Origin of the sequence: Amycolatopsis sp. NPDC051071, assembly GCF_040682875.1 — a bacterium.
Taxonomy (GTDB): Bacteria; Actinomycetota; Actinomycetes; order Mycobacteriales; family Pseudonocardiaceae; genus Amycolatopsis.
The window spans coordinates 1-16546 of sequence record NZ_JBFBBY010000157.1; the positions used below are offsets into that span (position 1 = coordinate 1).

The 16546-nt window shown below is 67.9% G+C and carries 10 protein-coding genes; 4 read left to right on the forward strand and 6 right to left on the reverse strand.

Translation table 11 applies throughout. The features are described 5' to 3' along the window. The first annotated feature begins 525 nt into the window (after window positions 1–525). The 3 genes from AB0M65_RS33450 to AB0M65_RS33460 are packed head-to-tail and all read left to right on the forward strand — an operon-like array spanning window position 526 to window position 7593. On the forward strand, window positions 526–1584 hold the full coding sequence (locus AB0M65_RS33450) for a trypsin-like peptidase domain-containing protein (RefSeq protein ID WP_364036830.1): 1059 nt from the start codon (window positions 526–528) through the stop codon (window positions 1582–1584). A 7-nt stretch (window positions 1585–1591) separates the two neighbouring features. After that, entirely contained in the window at window positions 1592–2668 is a 1077-nt protein-coding gene (locus tag AB0M65_RS33455) for a hypothetical protein (protein ID WP_364036833.1), read from the forward strand. Continuing rightward, entirely contained in the window at window positions 2665–7593 is a 4929-nt protein-coding gene (locus AB0M65_RS33460) for a CHAT domain-containing protein (protein ID WP_364036836.1), read from the forward strand. Before AB0M65_RS33455 ends, AB0M65_RS33460 begins: the two co-directional genes overlap by 4 nt. A 2-nt stretch (window positions 7594–7595) precedes the next feature. Here AB0M65_RS33460 and AB0M65_RS33465 read toward each other — a convergent pair whose 3' ends face one another. The 3 genes from AB0M65_RS33465 to AB0M65_RS33475 form a co-directional block, all read right to left on the reverse strand. Then, on the reverse strand, window positions 7596–8660 hold the full coding sequence (locus AB0M65_RS33465) for an LLM class flavin-dependent oxidoreductase (RefSeq protein WP_364036839.1): 1065 nt from the start codon (window positions 8658–8660) through the stop codon (window positions 7596–7598). Window positions 8661–8749: 89 nt separating this feature from the next. Continuing rightward, a complete protein-coding gene (locus AB0M65_RS33470; RefSeq protein ID WP_364036842.1) occupies window positions 8750–9187 on the reverse strand; it encodes a hypothetical protein in 438 nt (145 codons plus the stop codon). A gap of 37 nt (window positions 9188–9224) precedes the next feature. Further along, a complete protein-coding gene (locus tag AB0M65_RS33475) occupies window positions 9225–9830 on the reverse strand; it encodes a precorrin-3B C(17)-methyltransferase (protein ID WP_364036845.1) in 606 nt (201 codons plus the stop codon). Between the two features lie 174 nt (window positions 9831–10004). Here AB0M65_RS33475 and AB0M65_RS33480 point away from each other — a divergent pair, with 174 nt between their 5' ends. Beyond that, window positions 10005–12674 carry a beta-N-acetylglucosaminidase domain-containing protein gene (locus AB0M65_RS33480; RefSeq protein ID WP_364036848.1) on the forward strand — a complete coding sequence of 890 codons (2670 nt, stop codon included), beginning with the start codon at window positions 10005–10007 and terminating at the stop codon, window positions 12672–12674. A gap of 20 nt (window positions 12675–12694) precedes the next feature. Here AB0M65_RS33480 and AB0M65_RS33485 read toward each other — a convergent pair whose 3' ends face one another. From AB0M65_RS33485 to AB0M65_RS33495, 3 genes are all read right to left on the reverse strand, one after another. Continuing rightward, on the reverse strand, window positions 12695–15001 hold the full coding sequence (locus AB0M65_RS33485; RefSeq protein WP_364036851.1) for an Hsp70 family protein: 2307 nt from the start codon (window positions 14999–15001) through the stop codon (window positions 12695–12697). Continuing rightward, window positions 14998–15333 carry a hypothetical protein gene (locus AB0M65_RS33490; RefSeq protein ID WP_364036854.1) on the reverse strand — a complete coding sequence of 112 codons (336 nt, stop codon included), beginning with the start codon at window positions 15331–15333 and terminating at the stop codon, window positions 14998–15000. The genes AB0M65_RS33485 and AB0M65_RS33490 overlap by 4 nt, the downstream gene beginning before the upstream one ends. Window positions 15334–15401: 68 nt before the next feature. Beyond that, window positions 15402–15983 carry a DUF1062 domain-containing protein gene (locus AB0M65_RS33495; RefSeq protein ID WP_364036857.1) on the reverse strand — a complete coding sequence of 194 codons (582 nt, stop codon included), beginning with the start codon at window positions 15981–15983 and terminating at the stop codon, window positions 15402–15404. Between the last annotated feature and the right edge of the window lie 563 nt (window positions 15984–16546).

Below are 16546 nucleotides of genomic sequence, written 5' to 3' on the forward strand. Positions count from 1 at the left end.
TCCCCGCACGCCCCCCTTCCTGGCGCCGGCCGCAAGCTAGGGGGCCTTCCTGTACTTGGGGACGGTGCGAAGGTCGAGTTTCCTCGGCTGAGCCGAGGGAAGGGGGCCTTCACGCGCCGTCGCTGTGGTTGGTGGGGTGGCCTCGCGTGCTTGAGCACGTAACACGCGTGCTTGAGCGCGTAACTCGCGTGCTTGAGCACGTAACTCGCGTGCCTGAATGTCGAACTCGGTGTGCGGGCTTTAGCACGCGAGTTACGGCTTCAAGCACGCGAGTGCGGTGCCGCGTATCTCAGGCACAATCTCACCCGAAGGCGCCACGTTTGCCTTAACCCTCGATAACCCGAATCCCACTCACGACCCCGTTCCCCTCCCCCGGGAAATGCCTGAGTTCTGTTCGCTGCCGAACACTTCACCCGGTCGGATCGGTGTCATCCGGGCCGGCTAGGCCGTTCTGGCTATTGTGGTGTGCACTCCGCTACGGGAACAGAACGCCGTCGGCACGAAAACGAGGAGGGGGAACTACTGATGCCTTCTCTCCTGGACTCCCATCCACTCGATTGGGCCGATCCGCGCCTGCGGGAACTGCGGAATGCGCTGAGCACGGCGTTCTATCGGGATCGGGACATCGAACTCATCGCCGCCGAAGCCGGTGTCCCCGCGGCACGCATCGCCTGGCAGGATCCGGCGGACCGGCTGTGGTTCCACCTTCTCAACGAGGCTTCCGCGCAGCTTCGCGTCGAGCCGCTGCTGAAGGTCGTCCGGGAGCGGCAGCCCGCCCTCGCCGCCCGGATCGACGAGATCTGCGGCCCGGCGCCCCTTTTGACCGCCCGGATCCCGGACGAACAGACGGCCGTCCTGTCACCCGGCGATCCGCGATGGCGGAACTTCACCACCACCAACCTGGAACGCCGGATCTTCGACGACGAAGAGACGTTGCTGGACATCGCGTTTCTTCAGCATGGTCTCGACCGGGCACGATCGGTGTGCCGGCTGCGCGTGTCGCACGGTGGGCACCGCTTTCACGGCACCGGTTTCCGCATCGGCCCCACTACTCTGCTGACAAACCACCACGTGCTCCACGACTGGGGTCACGGCGCTCGGCCGGCGAGCGCCGTCCTGGCCGAATTCGGCTACGAACTCGACATCGCGGGCAGGCTGCGGGAACCGATCGTGATCACCGGTGACCCCTCGTCGATCACCGGCGAAGAGGCCCACGATTTCGCGGTGATCGAAACCGTGGAGCCGCTGCCCGTCGAAGTGCCGATTCTGCCGCTCCACGGCGCCGCGGGGGTCGAAGTGGACGACCGGGTGTACATCATCCAGCATCCGAGGGGACTGCCCAAGAAGATCGCGATGCATCACAACCTGGTGCGGTACGTCGACGAGGACGTCATCCAGTACTGGACCGACACCGAAGCGGGCTCCTCCGGCTCCCCGGTGTTCGATCGCGATTGGCGCGTGGTCGCGCTGCACCATCAGTGGGTCGCGGCGGGCGCGGACGACGGGGTCGCCTACCGCAACCAGGGCCGGGCGATCGGACGGGTCGCGGAACGGCTCGACGAGCTCGGTGTGAACCTGGGCTGAGCGCGAAATGGCACGGTGGATCCAGTTCCCCGATTGGGCCGACGGTACGGCGCGGTTGCTGCACAACGCCCTCAATAAGGCGTTCTACCTGCGCGACGACCTGATCGACATCTGCCGGTCCGTCGGGCTTCCCCCGCATGAGTTCGACTGGGGCCAGCCCGCCGCTCAGCTGTGGCTGGGCATCACCAGGGACTGCGCCGACGCGGGCAGGCTCAAGGAGCTCATCGAGCACGTCAAGGGCCGCTGCCCGGCCGTCGGCGGGGACCTGGACACCGTGCTGTCCGCGCGGAACACCGGGATCGAGTGGTACACGACGCGGGAAAGACATCTGGCGCTGCTGCTCGGACCCGGTTGCGCCCGTGCCGTGCTCGACCGGCGGGAGCTTCGCGCGCATCTGCTGGACCTCGTCCATCGGCAGTACCCCGTGCTCACCATCACCGGTGAACCCGGGACCGGGAAGTCCTACAGCCGTTACCTCATCCACCACATCGCCGGCGATCCCGCGCTCGACTGCGAGTTCCGCACCATCGACGTCGAAGACGACTTCTACGATCGCGTCGACGCGGCGGGGTTCATGACGGTGCTGGCCACCAGGCTCGGCCTCGACTCCGCGTTCGACGTCGACCGGCACACCGAACAGGCGCGCACGGTCCGGGAACTCGTCAACCTCTTCGTCGGGAGGTTCTCGACCCTGCCCCGGCGCCTGCGCTGGGTGTTCATCGACGGTCTCGACCGGCCGCAGGTCGCTCCGGACGTGCATATGGCCGTCGCCCGCCTCGCGAAAGAGGTCGAGGCGGGCCAGCTCTTCAACACCCGCCTGATCGTGACCGGCCATTCCGGCGAGTTCGCCCCGCCCGTGATGGAAGTACTCCGTCACGAGGAACTCTCCGGGCTCACCACTTCGCACGTCCACGGCTTCTTCCGCGGTCTCGCGGACCACACCGGTCAGCCGATCTCGGACAACGAACTGGAGGAGCTCGCCGAAGCGGTACTGGCCGAGGCGGACCTCGCCGATCTCGCGCTGCTCGGCGCGGCCGCCAGCCGTGCCGCGCACATCCGGTTCAGCTCAGGAGGTGAGCCGTGACCTCCTCGACCGTTCCCGGGACACGGGAGCTGCGGCTGCGAGCCGCGTTGTTGTCGCATTACGAACTGCCGTGGCTGGGCGTTGGCGACGATCTGACGGAGGCGATCGGGCCGGGGCTGTTCGCCGATTCGACCAGGGTGCGGGTTGGCGACGGGCGGCGGCACTGGCGGCTCGACGACGCCGTCCGGCGCTCGCTCGTCCAGCAGGCCACGTTCGGCGAACTGCGCGACACGTGGGCGAGGCTCCGGCACCGGCCGGACGACGACCGCCAATGGGCCATCGACCAGTACGTCGGCGCCGCCGAGCCGGTGAAACTCGACGGTCTCAGTCTCCCGCGCCTGCGCGCGGTCGCCTGGCTGGCCAGATGGCTCAGTGGTGCCGCGGAGCATGTCCCGATGGGCGACGTGCTGACCAGGAGACTCGGCATCGGTGAACTGCTGGCGCCACTGCGGGCACTGGCAGGCGATCATTTCGTCGGCCGCGGTGCCGTCCTCGCGGAACTCGACGGCAGGTTCTCCGCACAGGCCGGTCCGGTGCTCATCCACGGTATCGGCGGGATCGGCAAGTCCGCGGTGGCCATCCGCCATCTCCTGGACGTCGCGGACCGCCGCCGGGCGGTGGTCGGTTATCTGAACTTCGACCACAGTGCCCTCGACCCCGCCGAACCGGTGAGCCTGATCGCCGCACTCGCCCGTCAGCTGACCGTGCAGCTTCCGGAAGGGCTCGATGACGGCGACGGCGCGGCGAGACTGGCCTCCGAATGCCATGAACGACTGCGAGCGGGAAACCGGGCGCTGGAATCGCCGCATCACGGTATCGGCGGCCGGGGTCCGCACACCGATCTGCTGGAGAAGCTGGCCTCGGTGCTCGGCGACCACCGGTTGCTCGTCGTTTTCGACACCCTGGAAGAGGTGCAGCGCCTCGACCGGCCCATCCAGCGGCGGTTCGCCGAATTCCTCGGCGAGCTGTCCGCCTTCCCGCACCGGCCGAGTCTCGTACTGGCGGGCCGGTCCCCGGCTCCCGAGCTGGGAGCCGCCGAGATCAGCCTGACCGGCCTCGAACCCGGCGAGGCCATCACCCTGCTGTCGAATCTGCTCCCGGAGCATCCTCCGGAAGGCCTCCAGCAGATCATCGATCTGGTCGGTACCAGTCCCCTTGCCGTTCATCTGGCGGCCGGTGTCCTGCGGAACGCGCCCCGCGACGAAGCGCTCCGGGACATCGCGGTGCACCGCGGGACGATCGAAGGCGAGCTGTACCGGCGCCTGCTCGGGCACATCCCGGATCAGGACGTCCGGCGCCTCGCCCATCCGGGGCTGACCTTGCGCCGGGTGAACCCCGAGCTGATCCGCGAGGTCCTCGCGAAACCGTGCGGCGTGCGCGTGCCGGATCTCGACCGGGCACACGAACTCTTCGACGGCCTGGCGCGTGAAGCGATGCTGGTGACGCTCACCCCGGACGGCCGGGCCGTGGTGCATCGCACGGACGTGCGGCAGACGATGCTTCACCGGTTGTCCGCGGACGAATCCGTTGTGGTGCGGCAGATCCACCGGGCGGCCGTGCGGTTCTACACCACCAGGCAGGGGGTCACGGCGCGGGCCGAGGAGATCTACCACCGGTTGATGCTCGGCCAGCGCAGTGCGACCCTCGATCCGAGGTGGGACGACCTCGTCCTCGCGCGTCTCCTGCCTTCCATGGACGACCTTCCTCCCGCTTCGAAGGCTTACCTCGCCGCGAAAACCCCCAGCCTTTCGGTCTCCGACGACGATCTCCGTCAGGCCGACATCGAGGTCGGCAGACGGTTGGTGGTGCGGCGTGCGGTGGAACTGATCAGCTCGGGCGACGGGACGGAAGCGCTCTGGGAGATCGACGACCACCTCCGCCGGACCGGCGACCGGTCCCCCGTGCTCAGCGGGCTCCGGGTCCAGGCGCTGGAACTGCTCGGCGAATTCGAACCCGCGCTCGCCGCGGCCGTCGAGGAACGCAAGCTCTTGGGACAGGCGGGGATGACCGAAGAGCTCGTCGTCTTCACCCTGCACATGGCGCGGCTCTACGAGCGGCTCGGCCGGGCTGCCGAGGCGAAGAATCACCTGACCGCAACGCTCGTGCAGTGCCGTCGCCCGCCGTCGACGGGTCCGCGGTCGCTGAGCAGGCTGAGCATCATCGTGTGCATGCTCCGGCTCCGGCGGTTCGGCATGCCGCTCGGCGAGGAAATGGTGGACGAGCTGAGCCTGGAGGCGGTCGCGGTCGCCGAGCGGCTGCAGATCAAGGAAATCAACACCGTTCCCGGGCTGCTGCGCGATCTCGCCGCCGAGGTCGGGGAACGGTCGCCGCGACTGCTCAAGGCGGCGTTGCGCCGGATCGGTCTCGCCGGTTCGGAATCCACCCAGGTGGCGGAAGCCCTTTACGGGGAAGCCCACCAGCCGATGGATCCGGTTCCGGTGGGGCGGCTGCGGCTCGGATCCCAGGTTTCCGAACTTCTCGAAGACGAAGGCGACGACGTACCGGAAATGACGTCGCGCGTGCTGGCCGAGGCCTTCCAGTCGGAGGCGGATTCCGCGCTGTACCGGGACTACCGGCCGAGTGACACCGCGTTTCCGCACAGCACGCTGCCCCTCGGCGACCCGGACTGGCACGACTTGTCGCGGCGTACCGAGAGTTCGCTCGCCGCCGAAGCCGGCCGGGACCATCATCGCGCGGGACGGCTGGCCGAGGCGGTGGCCCAGTACAACCGGGCGCTCCGCCTCATCAGGCAGGCCGAGCTCGGGATGCGGCCCCGTCTCCCGGTCCTGCTGGACCGCGGTCTCGCCTACCTGGCCTTGCGCGAGGACGCGGCGGCGGAGCACGACCTGACCCTGTGCACCCGGCTGGCGTCCGAGCACCATCTCGGCCGGGTCGGCGCACGAGCACATCAGGGCCTGGGTGCGCTGGCCAGGCGCAACGGCGACGTCGCCCGGGCACTGGAGCACTACGAGACCGGCATCCGGATGTTCCAGGAGGTCGCCCCGTCCCAGGTGGCCAAGGTCCGGATCGACCAGGCCAAGGCGTTGCTCGACGCCGGACTGTCGAACGAGGCGGACTCCGTCCTGTTCGAAGCCCTGCCTGAACTTCGCGCCTGGAGCTCAGGACACGAGGTGGCCGAAGCCGAACTGGTCGGCGCCGCGGCCAGGCTCCTCCAAGACGATCCGGAGCAGGCGCGACGGCTCGCCGCTTCGGCACAACGGCGTTTCTCCCGGTCCAAGAGCACAGCCTGGGTGGAGATCGCCAGGTTGATGGGGATGCGCGCGGACACGGCCTTCGTCCTGTCCGGCGGGCAGGCGCCGCGTGCTTCGGCGAACAAGGCCCGCGAACTGGCGGATCGCCTTCGCGGCCTCGGACTCGAAGAGGAGTCGGCGACGGCGGCGATGCTCGGTGTCCGATTGGCTGTCCACAAAGGACAGCTCGAAGTCGCTACCCGCTTGCTGGCGGGGATTTCGGCGCCGAACCAGGACTCCTCCATCGACCGGCGGATGTTGTGGCGGCTGTGCCGCGCCGAACTGGCCGCGGCGTCCGCCGAGTACGGGCCGGCGATGCGCGAAGCCAGGAAGGGCCTGGCCGATCTGAACAAGGCCAGGACCCACCGGGGCGGGCTGGATCTGGTGGCGGGTACCGCCGCGCACGGCCGCGAACTTGGCGAACTGGCCGTCCGGCTTTCCTTGCGACGACGCAAAGCCCGCATCCTGTTCGATATACTGGAGCAGACCAAGGCGCAGGCGTACCGCTATCGCCCTGAACGGGCTCCGGACGATCCGGCGCTTCGCAACAGGATCGCGGAAATGCGGGAGCTGTCCCGCCGTCAACGGCAAGCCCGGCTGGAAAGGCGCACGACAGCGGCCCTGAACGTGAAACTGGCCGCCCTCCAGCAGGACATCACCCGGCTGAACTGGCATTCCAGTCCGTTCGGCCGGCAACGGCCGGTGGCCGACATCGCGAGCATTTCCGCACGACTCGGGAATCGCGCCCTGGTCAGCTTCGGCCGTAGCGGGGACGTGCTTTTCGCCGTCGCCGTCTTCGACGGCCGCACCCGGCTCATCGAACTGGGCTCCGCCCCCGCGCTGATCGAGCAGGTCCGGCGCCTGCACGCGGACACCGACGCGATGGCACCCGACAACCTGCCCGAACCGCTGGTCCGGGTCGTCGCCCTGTCGGCCTCACGTTCCGCGGAGCAACTCGATCAGGGCCTGATCGCCCCGATCACCCGCGCGATCGGGAGCCGGGAGCTCGTTCTCGTCCCCACTGGCAGCCTTTACGCGGTGCCATGGGGATCACTGCCCTCGTTGACCGGGGTCCCCGTCGTCGTCGCGCCGTCCGCGACGGCGTGGCTCGCCGCCGACGAGGCGGCCGAGCGACCCGGCGGCGGACGCGTGGTCCTGGTCGCGGGACCGGGCCTCTCCGGAGCGACCGGGGAGGTCCAAACGCTGAGAGCGCTTCACCCGGAAGCCACGGTGCTGGCCGGGGAACGGGCCACCGTGGCGAACGTCCTCAGTGCCCTCGAAGGGGCCGAACTCGCGCATGTCGCCGCGCACGGCAGTCACGAACCCGGCAATGCCCTGTTCTCCCGGCTGGAACTCGCGGACGGTCCCTTGTTCGCCCACGAGCTCACCCGCTTGCGCCGTCCACCGGACCAGGTCGTACTCGCGGCCAACGCGCTCGCGCACGCTCATATCCGGCCCGGTGACGAAGCACTCGGGTTCGCCGGGGCGCTGCTCGCCGTCGGCACCAGGACGGTCGTCGCGGCGGTGAGCAGGATCGGCGACGAATCCACCGCGGCGACCTCCGCCGACCTCCACCAGGGCCTGGCGAACGGCCGGTCGATGGCCCAGGCCCTCGCGGACAGTGTCCGTACGGAACCGTTCCGCCGTCCGTTCATCTGCCTCGGGAGTGCCTGACTTCAGCTCTGTTCGGCGAGGAGTTCCTTGACCCGCGGGATGACCTCTTCGCCGTACAACCGGATCGACTCCATCCGCTCCTGATGCGGAAGCGCGCCCGCGCCGTATTTGAGCTGGAAACGCGACAGGCCAAGGGTTCGCACCGACCACGCGATTTTCCGGGCGACGGTCTCCGGCGAGCCGACGAACAACGCGCCGCGCGGTCCGGTCATGGCGTCGTAGTCGGCCCGGGACATCGGGCCCCAGCCGCGTTCGGCCCCGATCTTGGCGAACGCGGCCTGGTGGTGCGTGACGTGCTGGGCCACCGCGAGTTCGTCGGTCGCGGCGATATGCCCGGGGCTGTGCATGGAGATCGGCAGCTCCCCGTGTCCCGACTCCTTCAGAGCACGGCGGTACAGGTCGGCGAGCGGGGTGAACCGTTCGGGCGATCCGCCGATCACCGCCATCACCAGCGGCAGGCCGTAGGCGGCCGCTCGGAGCACCGACTGCGGTGTGCCGCCGACCCCGACCCACGCGGGCAGACGGCCGGATTCGGTGACCGGGAAGGCCTGCGCGCCGTCCAAAGCGGGACGGACGGTGCCGTTCCAGCTGACCGGCTTCTCCTCCTGCAGGTGTGTGAACAGGTCGAGCTTCTCGGCGAACAGCTCCTCGTAGTCGTCCAGCGAGTAGCCGAACAGCGGGAAGGACTCGGTGAACGAGCCCCGGCCGAGGGTGACCTCCGCGCGTCCCGAGGAAAGGGCGTCCAGCGTGGCGAATCGCTCGTACACCCGCACCGGGTCGTCCGAGCTGAGCACCGTGACCGCCGTGCCCAGCCGGATCCGTTCCGTGCGGCCGGCGATCGCGGCCAGCACGACGTCCGGCGAGGACACCGCCATCTCCGCGCGGTGGTGTTCGCCGACGCCGAAGTAGTCCACGCCCATCTGGTCGGCGAGTACGCCTTCGGCCGCGACCTGCCGGATCGCCTCGGCTTGGGTCACCGGCTGGCCGTCCGCGCCGTTTTCCACGTCCCCGAAGGTGTCCAGGCCGAAGGTCGGCTCCTGCCGCGTACCCAGGATCTCGTAACCCATGTCCAACTCCTCAAGTAGTTGAACGCTCAAACGTCTACTTCGCCACGCCTATTCCGGGCCGCTGCCGAAGGACTCCCGAAACCGACCACTTAGGTCCGGATCGCCAGCCAGATCGCCGCCGCCAGCGGCAGCACCGCCACGACCAGCGAGAACACCAGCTGACCGATCAGCACGGCACCGACGTGCAGCCGTAACCCGTCCATTCCGGCGTCGTCGTCGGGAAAGAACCGGACGCCCGACCAGACGGCCACGGCCAGCACCGCCCAGAACGCGAGTACCCCGATCGCGAGGATCACCACCCGCGCGGTCCCCCGTCCGCCGCCGCCGAGGAGGCCGTCGAGCGCCAGGAATTCGGCCGTCACCCCCAGCGCGATCGACAGCAGCACGATCGCGCTGTAGATCATCCGGAAGGGTCTGGGGGACACCTTCTTGCGATCCTGCTCCGGACGCTGTGTCAGCACGAAGGCGAGCAACAGGGCGGGGATGACCTGGGCGGTGGTGGCCCAGAACTCAGTGGAAATCTGCACCCGGGAAGGATGCCGCAAGCACCCCGCGCACGACGGCTCAGGTCCCGGCGATGTCACGCGCCAGTTGCTGCGCCTCCTGCAACGTGTACTTGCCGGTGATCTCGGTGTCCCCGAGGATGGCCGTCTGGATCATCGGTGCGGTCAGCACACGGCTCTTCAACGCCATCGCGACCTGCTTGCCGATGTTCCCCGCGGTCCAGTCGGCCCACTTCCGCGCTCCCGCTTCGGTGAAGCTGAGGGCGATGACCCCGGTCCCGGACCCACCGAGCCGAGCGGTCGCCCGATTGATGTCCGCACCGGTGAGGAAGGCCGGGCCGAGGAGATACTTCGTGCCCTGAACGCGGTCGCAGCTGACCAACGGGAGCGCCGGATCGTCACGGCCGTCCAAGGGGTCCGGCCCCGGCGCGCAGTCCAGCGCCGTCGCGGCGGCCTGCTGTTCGGCGGGATCCGCGCTCTGGCGGTTCCCGGTCGCCGGAGCAGGCGGGGACGGCGGCAGTTCGGCCAGAACCGGCCGGAACCGCAGCCGGTTGGGGTCTTTGACCACGAAACCGTCGGCGTTGGAGTCGGCTTGGCCCGAAACCTCCGCCTGACATCCGGTGACACCGATCAGGACAAGGGCAAGCGCCACGCAAAGGGTTCGCACGAAGGCATTCTGCCGTGTCCGGCACCGGATTCGTCATCGGACTCGCCGCACAAAGTCACCCATAACGAGCTAGGCGCGTCATCGCATGGGGTGTTTACTGGCTCACAGAACGTCGTCGATCGACGATTTGGGGGCCAATCGATGTCCTTCCGATGGGTGATCCGACTCTTTCCGGTGACACTGCTCGCGATCACGGTGGCAGTGGCCGTCCCGGCCCCGGCGAGCGCGGCCGCCGCTCCCGCCGCTCCGCTGGCGAAGGTGTGGCCGACGCCCCAGCAAGTGACGGCCAGACCGGGATCGGTGACCGTCCCTCGCACCGTCGTCGAGGTCGTCGGCCGGGACACCGACCCGTCGGCGCTCGCCGTCGTGGACCAGGTGCTCCGTTCGGCCGGAGCGAGCACCCTCGTCAAGGTCACCGACCAGCAGGCGGAACGGGAACGTGCGAACGGCGGTCTCGTCGTCTTCGTCGGCGGCCCCACCGAAAGCAGGGCGACCGCGCTCGCGCTCGCCGCGCTGAGACTGCAAGGTCCCGAAGGTCTGCCTCGCGGGGGTTACGTCCTCGCCGCCGATCGCGGCGTGATCGCGCTGTCCGGCGTCGACACCACGGGGACCTTCTACGCCGCGCAGTCACTACGGCAGCTCTTGGCCTCCGGCAAAAGCGGCGGTTTCAGCCTTCGCGACTGGCCGGCGGCGCCGTTGCGCGGAGTCATCGAAGGCTTCTACGGCGCACCGTGGTCACACGCCGATCGCTTGGCACAGCTAGACTTCTACGGTCGCACCAAACAGAACATGTACGTCTACTCCCCCAAGGACGACCCGTACCTGCGGGCACGCTGGCGCGACCAGTACCCGCCGGAGCAACTCGCCGTGCTGTCGCAACTCGTCGCCCGCGCCACCGCGAACCATGTCGAATTCACCTACGCCCTCTCGCCCGGCCTCTCGGTGTGCTACTCCTCGGACGCCGACAAGGCCGCACTCGTCACGAAGTTCCAGTCACTGTGGGACATCGGGGTACGGTCGTTCGCGATCCCGCTCGACGACATCTCCTACACCCGCTGGAACTGCGACGCCGACGCCGCGAAGTTCGGCACCGGCGGCGCCGCGGCCGGTGCGGCGCAGTCGTTCCTGCTCAACGGGGTGCAGCAGGCCTTCATCGCGACGCATCCCGATGTCGAGCGCCTGCAAATGGTCCCGACCGAGTACTACGACCTCGCCGACTCCCCGTACAAGACCGCGTTGCGCACGCGGCTCGACAAGGCGGTGATCGTCGAGTGGACCGGGGTCGGCGTGATCGCCGGGCAGATCACGGAAAAGCAAGCGCGGCAGGCGAAAGAGGTTTTCGGGCACGACATCCTGATCTGGGACAACTACCCGGTCAACGACTACATCACCGAGCGGCTCCTCCTCGGCCCGTACATCGGCCGCGAGCCAGGGGTCGCGAAGTACCTGTCCGGGATCACCGCGAACCCGATGGTGCAGGCCGAAGCGTCGAAGATCGCCGAGTTCACCTCGGGTGACTTCCTGTGGAACCCGGACAAGTACGACCCGGACAAAGCGTGGCTCGCGGCCATCGCCGACCTCGCCGGTCCGGCGGCTCCGGCACTGAAGGTGTTCGCGGAGAACAACTATTCGAGTCTGCTCGCCCGCCTCGAAACGGGGAAGCCGGATCTGGATTCCCCGGTGCTGCGCCCGCTGCTCAGCGCGTTCTGGACGGCGTGGGAGAAGAAGGACCCGTGGGACGCCGCCGCGAAACTGGACCGCTACCTCGCCGAGATGGCGGCCGACCCCGCCGGTCTCCGGCGGGGAATGGCTTCGAACCCGAAGTTCCTCACCGAGGTCGGGCCGTGGCTCGACCAGGTCGGCCTCTACGGTCAGGCGGGCGGGCACGCGGTGAAGATGCTGCTGGCACAGCTCGACGGCGATGGCGCGAAGGCATGGGCGGAGCGCGGGGCACTCGTCGACGCGCTCAAGAAAGCACAGGCGATCCGTGTCGACACCGCACGCGGGCCGCGCAATCCGAGTACCTGCACGGCCGTCTGTGTGCCGTTCCTGAACACCGCGCTCGCCACGGCCGACCGCTGGTTCGGCCTGCCGGGGATCCGGCCGCAGCCGACGACTTCGCTGGGCACCTACACCGACAACGTCCCCGCGCGGATGGTCGATGGCGACCCCGAGACCTTCTACTGGAGCGATTGGTTCCCGAGCCCCGGCGATGCCATCGGTGTCGACCTCGGCACCGCGCAGCCGGTGTCCCATGTGGACATCACGATGGGCAAACCGACCAGCCCGGACGACTACATTCACCACGGCGTACTCGAATATTCGACCGACGGCACGCACTGGACCGCGGTGAAAACGGTCACGGAGCCCCTGATCTCGGCTGACTTCCCCGCAGGAAGTCAGGCACGATTCGTGCGGGTGCGCACGGCCGGGGCCCAGCCTTTCTGGGTCGTGGTCCGGGAATTCACCGTGTCCACACCGGACACTCCGAAGTACACCGTGACCGGAACGCCGTCCGGGACCAACCTCGCCGCGGCCGCCGACAGCAACGCCGATTCGGTGTACACGGCCGCGTCGGCACCCGTCTCCGGTGACGCGCTCGTCGTCACCGCCGCCACGGCGAAACCGCTCGGCAAGGTTGTCATCCTGTCGGCGAAACCCGGTGCGAGCGCGGAGGTCCAGATCGCGGACGCGGCGGGCGGCTGGCTGACCATCGGCAGACTCGAAGGCGGCTACGCGGAATTGCCGGCCCGGAACGCGGTGACCGACCGCGTCCGTCTCCTGTGGACAGCAGGCGCGGTGACGCCGAAGATCGCGGAGGTGATCCCTGCCTTCGCCCGCTAGGGCCCGCTCTTCCTCCCGGATCACTGGTCCGAAGGCAGCTTGTCGAGCTGGTATCGGATCGTTCGGTTCGCTTTGTCATCGGCGATTTCCAGTACCACGATCCCGTTGGCGTCGACGTCGGCGGTCAGCATGAGGCCACCGCCGGTCGCGGTCACCGGAACCATGCCGAACACGAGACCGGACGACCTCGGGATCTCGACGAACGTCAGTAGATGCCTGGTGCCCTTGCGACCGGACAGACGGAAGAACTCGCCTCGTTTCGTGGGAATCGTCGAGGAAGGGGAAAGAAGTTCGGCGACGTCCTGGTTCTCTTCGGCTCGCGGCGATATCTCGAACTCCGGGCTGTTCTTGCCGGAGATCAGGACGCCAAGACCGAATTTCAGGGAGTTGAGCAGGAGGACGTTCTTCTGGTGTCCGGTGAGCACGCCCGCTTGCGTGCCCAAACCGTGTGCCACGGCGGTTTCCTGGAAGTTGGACACGATCTCGACGCCGGGGAGAACCGCCTTGAGCTGTTCGGAGACGGTGAAGATCTTGGTGCCCTGACCGGCGAGCAGGACCTTTCCCCCACGCGCGATCCATTGCTCGATGCTCTCCCCGAACGCGAGCCGGGTGAACACCGACGCAAGGGTCGCCCGCACCATTTCGTTCAGTCCGGCCGTGATCTCCCGGAACCGGGTGCGGTCGATGTCGATGCTGATGTCGACCAGGCCGCGCGTGTCGTCGTCAAGATCGGTCAGCAGGATCGTCGTGGTTTCCCGGTACCCGAGGTCGCGTTTCGCGCGTTCGGCCTCCCTGCGGAGCTTGTCTCGCACGGCCGAGGTGAGCTCTCCCCGCCAGTCGTGTGTCGTGCGCAGCTGATGTTCGGCATAGGTGACCATCGCGTCGTCGTAGTCGAGTCCGCCGACCTCGTTGCTCCCTGCGACGGACCGGACTTCCGCGACCCCTTCCCCCGATTCGACCAAGGCGACGTCGAACGTACCGCCGCCCAGATCGACGACAAGGTAGTCCTGCTCCGCTTCGAGCGTCGCCATGAGGGTCAGCAGTGATGCCGCGTTCGGCTCGCCGATCATCCGGAGTACCTGCAGGTCGGCGAGTTCGAACGCCTGCTGCAGGGTGTCGATCTGCCGCAGGGTGAAATTGGCCGGATGCGAGGCGATGCACCGCCGGATCGGGGTGCCCAGCGCCTCTTCCGCGTTGCGCCGCAACGAACGGAGGATCAGGCCGACCGCGAGCACCGGTTCGACGCTGCGACCGTCGATGAGATACCCGGTCGAGCGCCCGAGGTCGCGTTTGGCGTACCGGATGGTCGAGGTCGGCCGGTACGGCGTGGCCTCGACCGCGGCCGAGCCCACCAGGTAGTCCATCCCCGGCAGGAAATGCAGGACGGAAGGTACCAGTGGCCTGCCGTCCGGCCCCGGCAGGAGCTTGACCGCTCCGTCCGGGGCGGTCCAGGACACCACCGAGTAGCTCGTGCCGAAGTCGACCGCGAGGAGAGGGTCGGAGACGGTGTCGGGAGGGACCACCGGAGCGATCCGTTTGTTCCGCCGCTCGGCGCCGATCGGCGTCGTGGCACGCCACTGGTTACGCGTCCGCTCCGAGACGATCTCCAGATGCTGCACACCGAGCGGCTCGACCCGGGAATGCGGCTGCTGGTCGGGTTTACCGTGCGATCGCGCCAGCATCGGTACGTGCGCGGCGAGGTAGGCGTCGAGTTCATGGATTGTCCGGCATCGGCCTTCGGCGCTGAAGGCCGAGCACAGCGCTTCGGTGAAGACGCCCGCCCTGATCGTGTCGACCTCGTAGGACACCCGCCCCGGACTGCAGGAACAGAACGACACGACACCGGGCGGGCAGAGCGCGTCGACGTCCACCTGGGGCAGCGACGACACAGACTTGCCGCCGTCCAGGACGTTGCGGCAGGCGTCGAGGAAGAACACCACATGCGGAGAGGCGGCCGCGCCGAGATACCGGACGATCGTGTCGAACCGCAGGGCCGTCTCCTCCACGGCCGCGCGGACGCAGTCGACCGGCAGGAGATACTGCGTATTGTCGCTGCCCTGGAAACCATGCCCGGAAAAGAAGAAGTAGAGGATCCCCTCGTCACGCGGGTCGGCCGCCATTCTGGTGAGCTGCCGCAGCAGATTGGTCCGCGTCGGCCGAAGCTCCGGTGGCATGTTGTCGTGCAGGACGACCAGATCTTCCTCCGCGACGCCACAGACCGTACGCAGGACGTCCGCGACCCTGGCCGCGTCGGTCTGCGAGTGGCGTAAAGGGGCGATGTCGGGGTCGTCGTAGCCGGCGCAGCCGACCACAAGCGCCCGATTCACGCCTCGGTGTCCGCGATACGCCGGAAGACCAGCTTCACCCCGCCCTTGATCTCACTCGACACCGAGCCCACGAGCCGGACCTCACCCTTCGCCGAAAGGTCCAGATTCACCTCGAACGCGTCCAGCTCGAACGCGTCGGACGCCGCCGCGGCCTGGCGGAACGCGTTCGCCAGCCGCGAGCAGACGGCCGACAGATTCCGCGCGAGCTCCTCCGAATCCAGCTCCCCGATCCGCCCTGCCACCTGCCGCGCGGTGGAGAACAGGCCTTTCTCTCCGTCGACCGCCGGATCCGTCCAGATGATCGGGATACCCGCTCCACTCGAAGCCGTCACTGACCCGCCTTTCACGTCGGCGCACGATGAGCGCGCATGGGAAAGACTCGCGATGATCAACCTTTGCGTTACATCTGGTGCTCGGTCTTCTCAACGCTTTCTCCGCGCTTGAGCGTGAAGGTGAAGTCGCCGGAGAGCTTCCCGCTCAACCGGACCGCCGACACGAGCCTCCCTGCCACGATCAGTCTCTCGACCTCGGCCCGCGACAGTCCGCAGCCCTCGGCGATCAGCCGCACCGGCCGAACCGGGATCCGCGCCGCGAACCGGACCGAAACATCGATCACCTCCCGGTCCAGATGATCCGATCCGCCGGTATCGAGACGCCAGGCGCCATCCCAGTCGAGCGCGATTCGATTCCGCCGCCGCACGACCGGATCCTCGAGCAGCTCAGCCGCCAGGCCAAGGTCGTTGTCATGGAGCCGGTCCAGCAGCTCAGGACGTACGGAGCGCACCTTGACCCGCTCCAGGATCGTGAGCTTCGCAGTGTCCCCGCAAGCGATACAGAGCACGAGGAGCCAGACGTCGATGAGCTTGTGGTTCGCGTTGACACGGAACTTGCCGTTCGCCCGGAAGCGCCCGGACGCGCACACGTGGCAACGACGGAGAACCAACGGCAGGCAGGTGGGAACGACCACCCAGTTTTCGAGCACAGGAATACACCCGTTTCAGTGAGAAGTCCGCAGCAAAGGGACGCGACGCAGCTACGCGACGCGCGACAAATCAGCTCTCGGGAGGTCTCACAGGGTGTACAACGGCTAGTCCTCGGCTAGGCGGCATGCTTCGGCTGCACGGTAATGGTGTGTGGTGACGGTGTTCCACTGGTTTTCGGGCGCTCGGCGTTGGGCTCTCGGGGGGGGATGGTGGCTGGGTTCAGCCTGAGCCGGTAGGCGATCCAGGCGTCCGGCGCAGGACCTTGATGTCGTGAGGTCTGCTTCGCGAGCTTCAAGGCAGAGGCTTCGCGGCGCGGGTCCGGGCCGCGCCGCGCCGCGCCGCGCCGCGCCGCGCCGACGGAGCCCGGCCAGGCCGCGCCGCGCCTCGATCATCCACAAAGGACACATTTTGGCCGCAAAATGCCCGATTCATGCCTACAGGTGCGGTTCGCGATGGGGGTCGTGAGTGATATTGAGGGTTTTTTAACAAAAAAAAAAAAACAGCCAACCCCAGAAAAAAAAAAAAAAAAAAAAAAAACGACAGACCAGGCCAGCAGGAGATC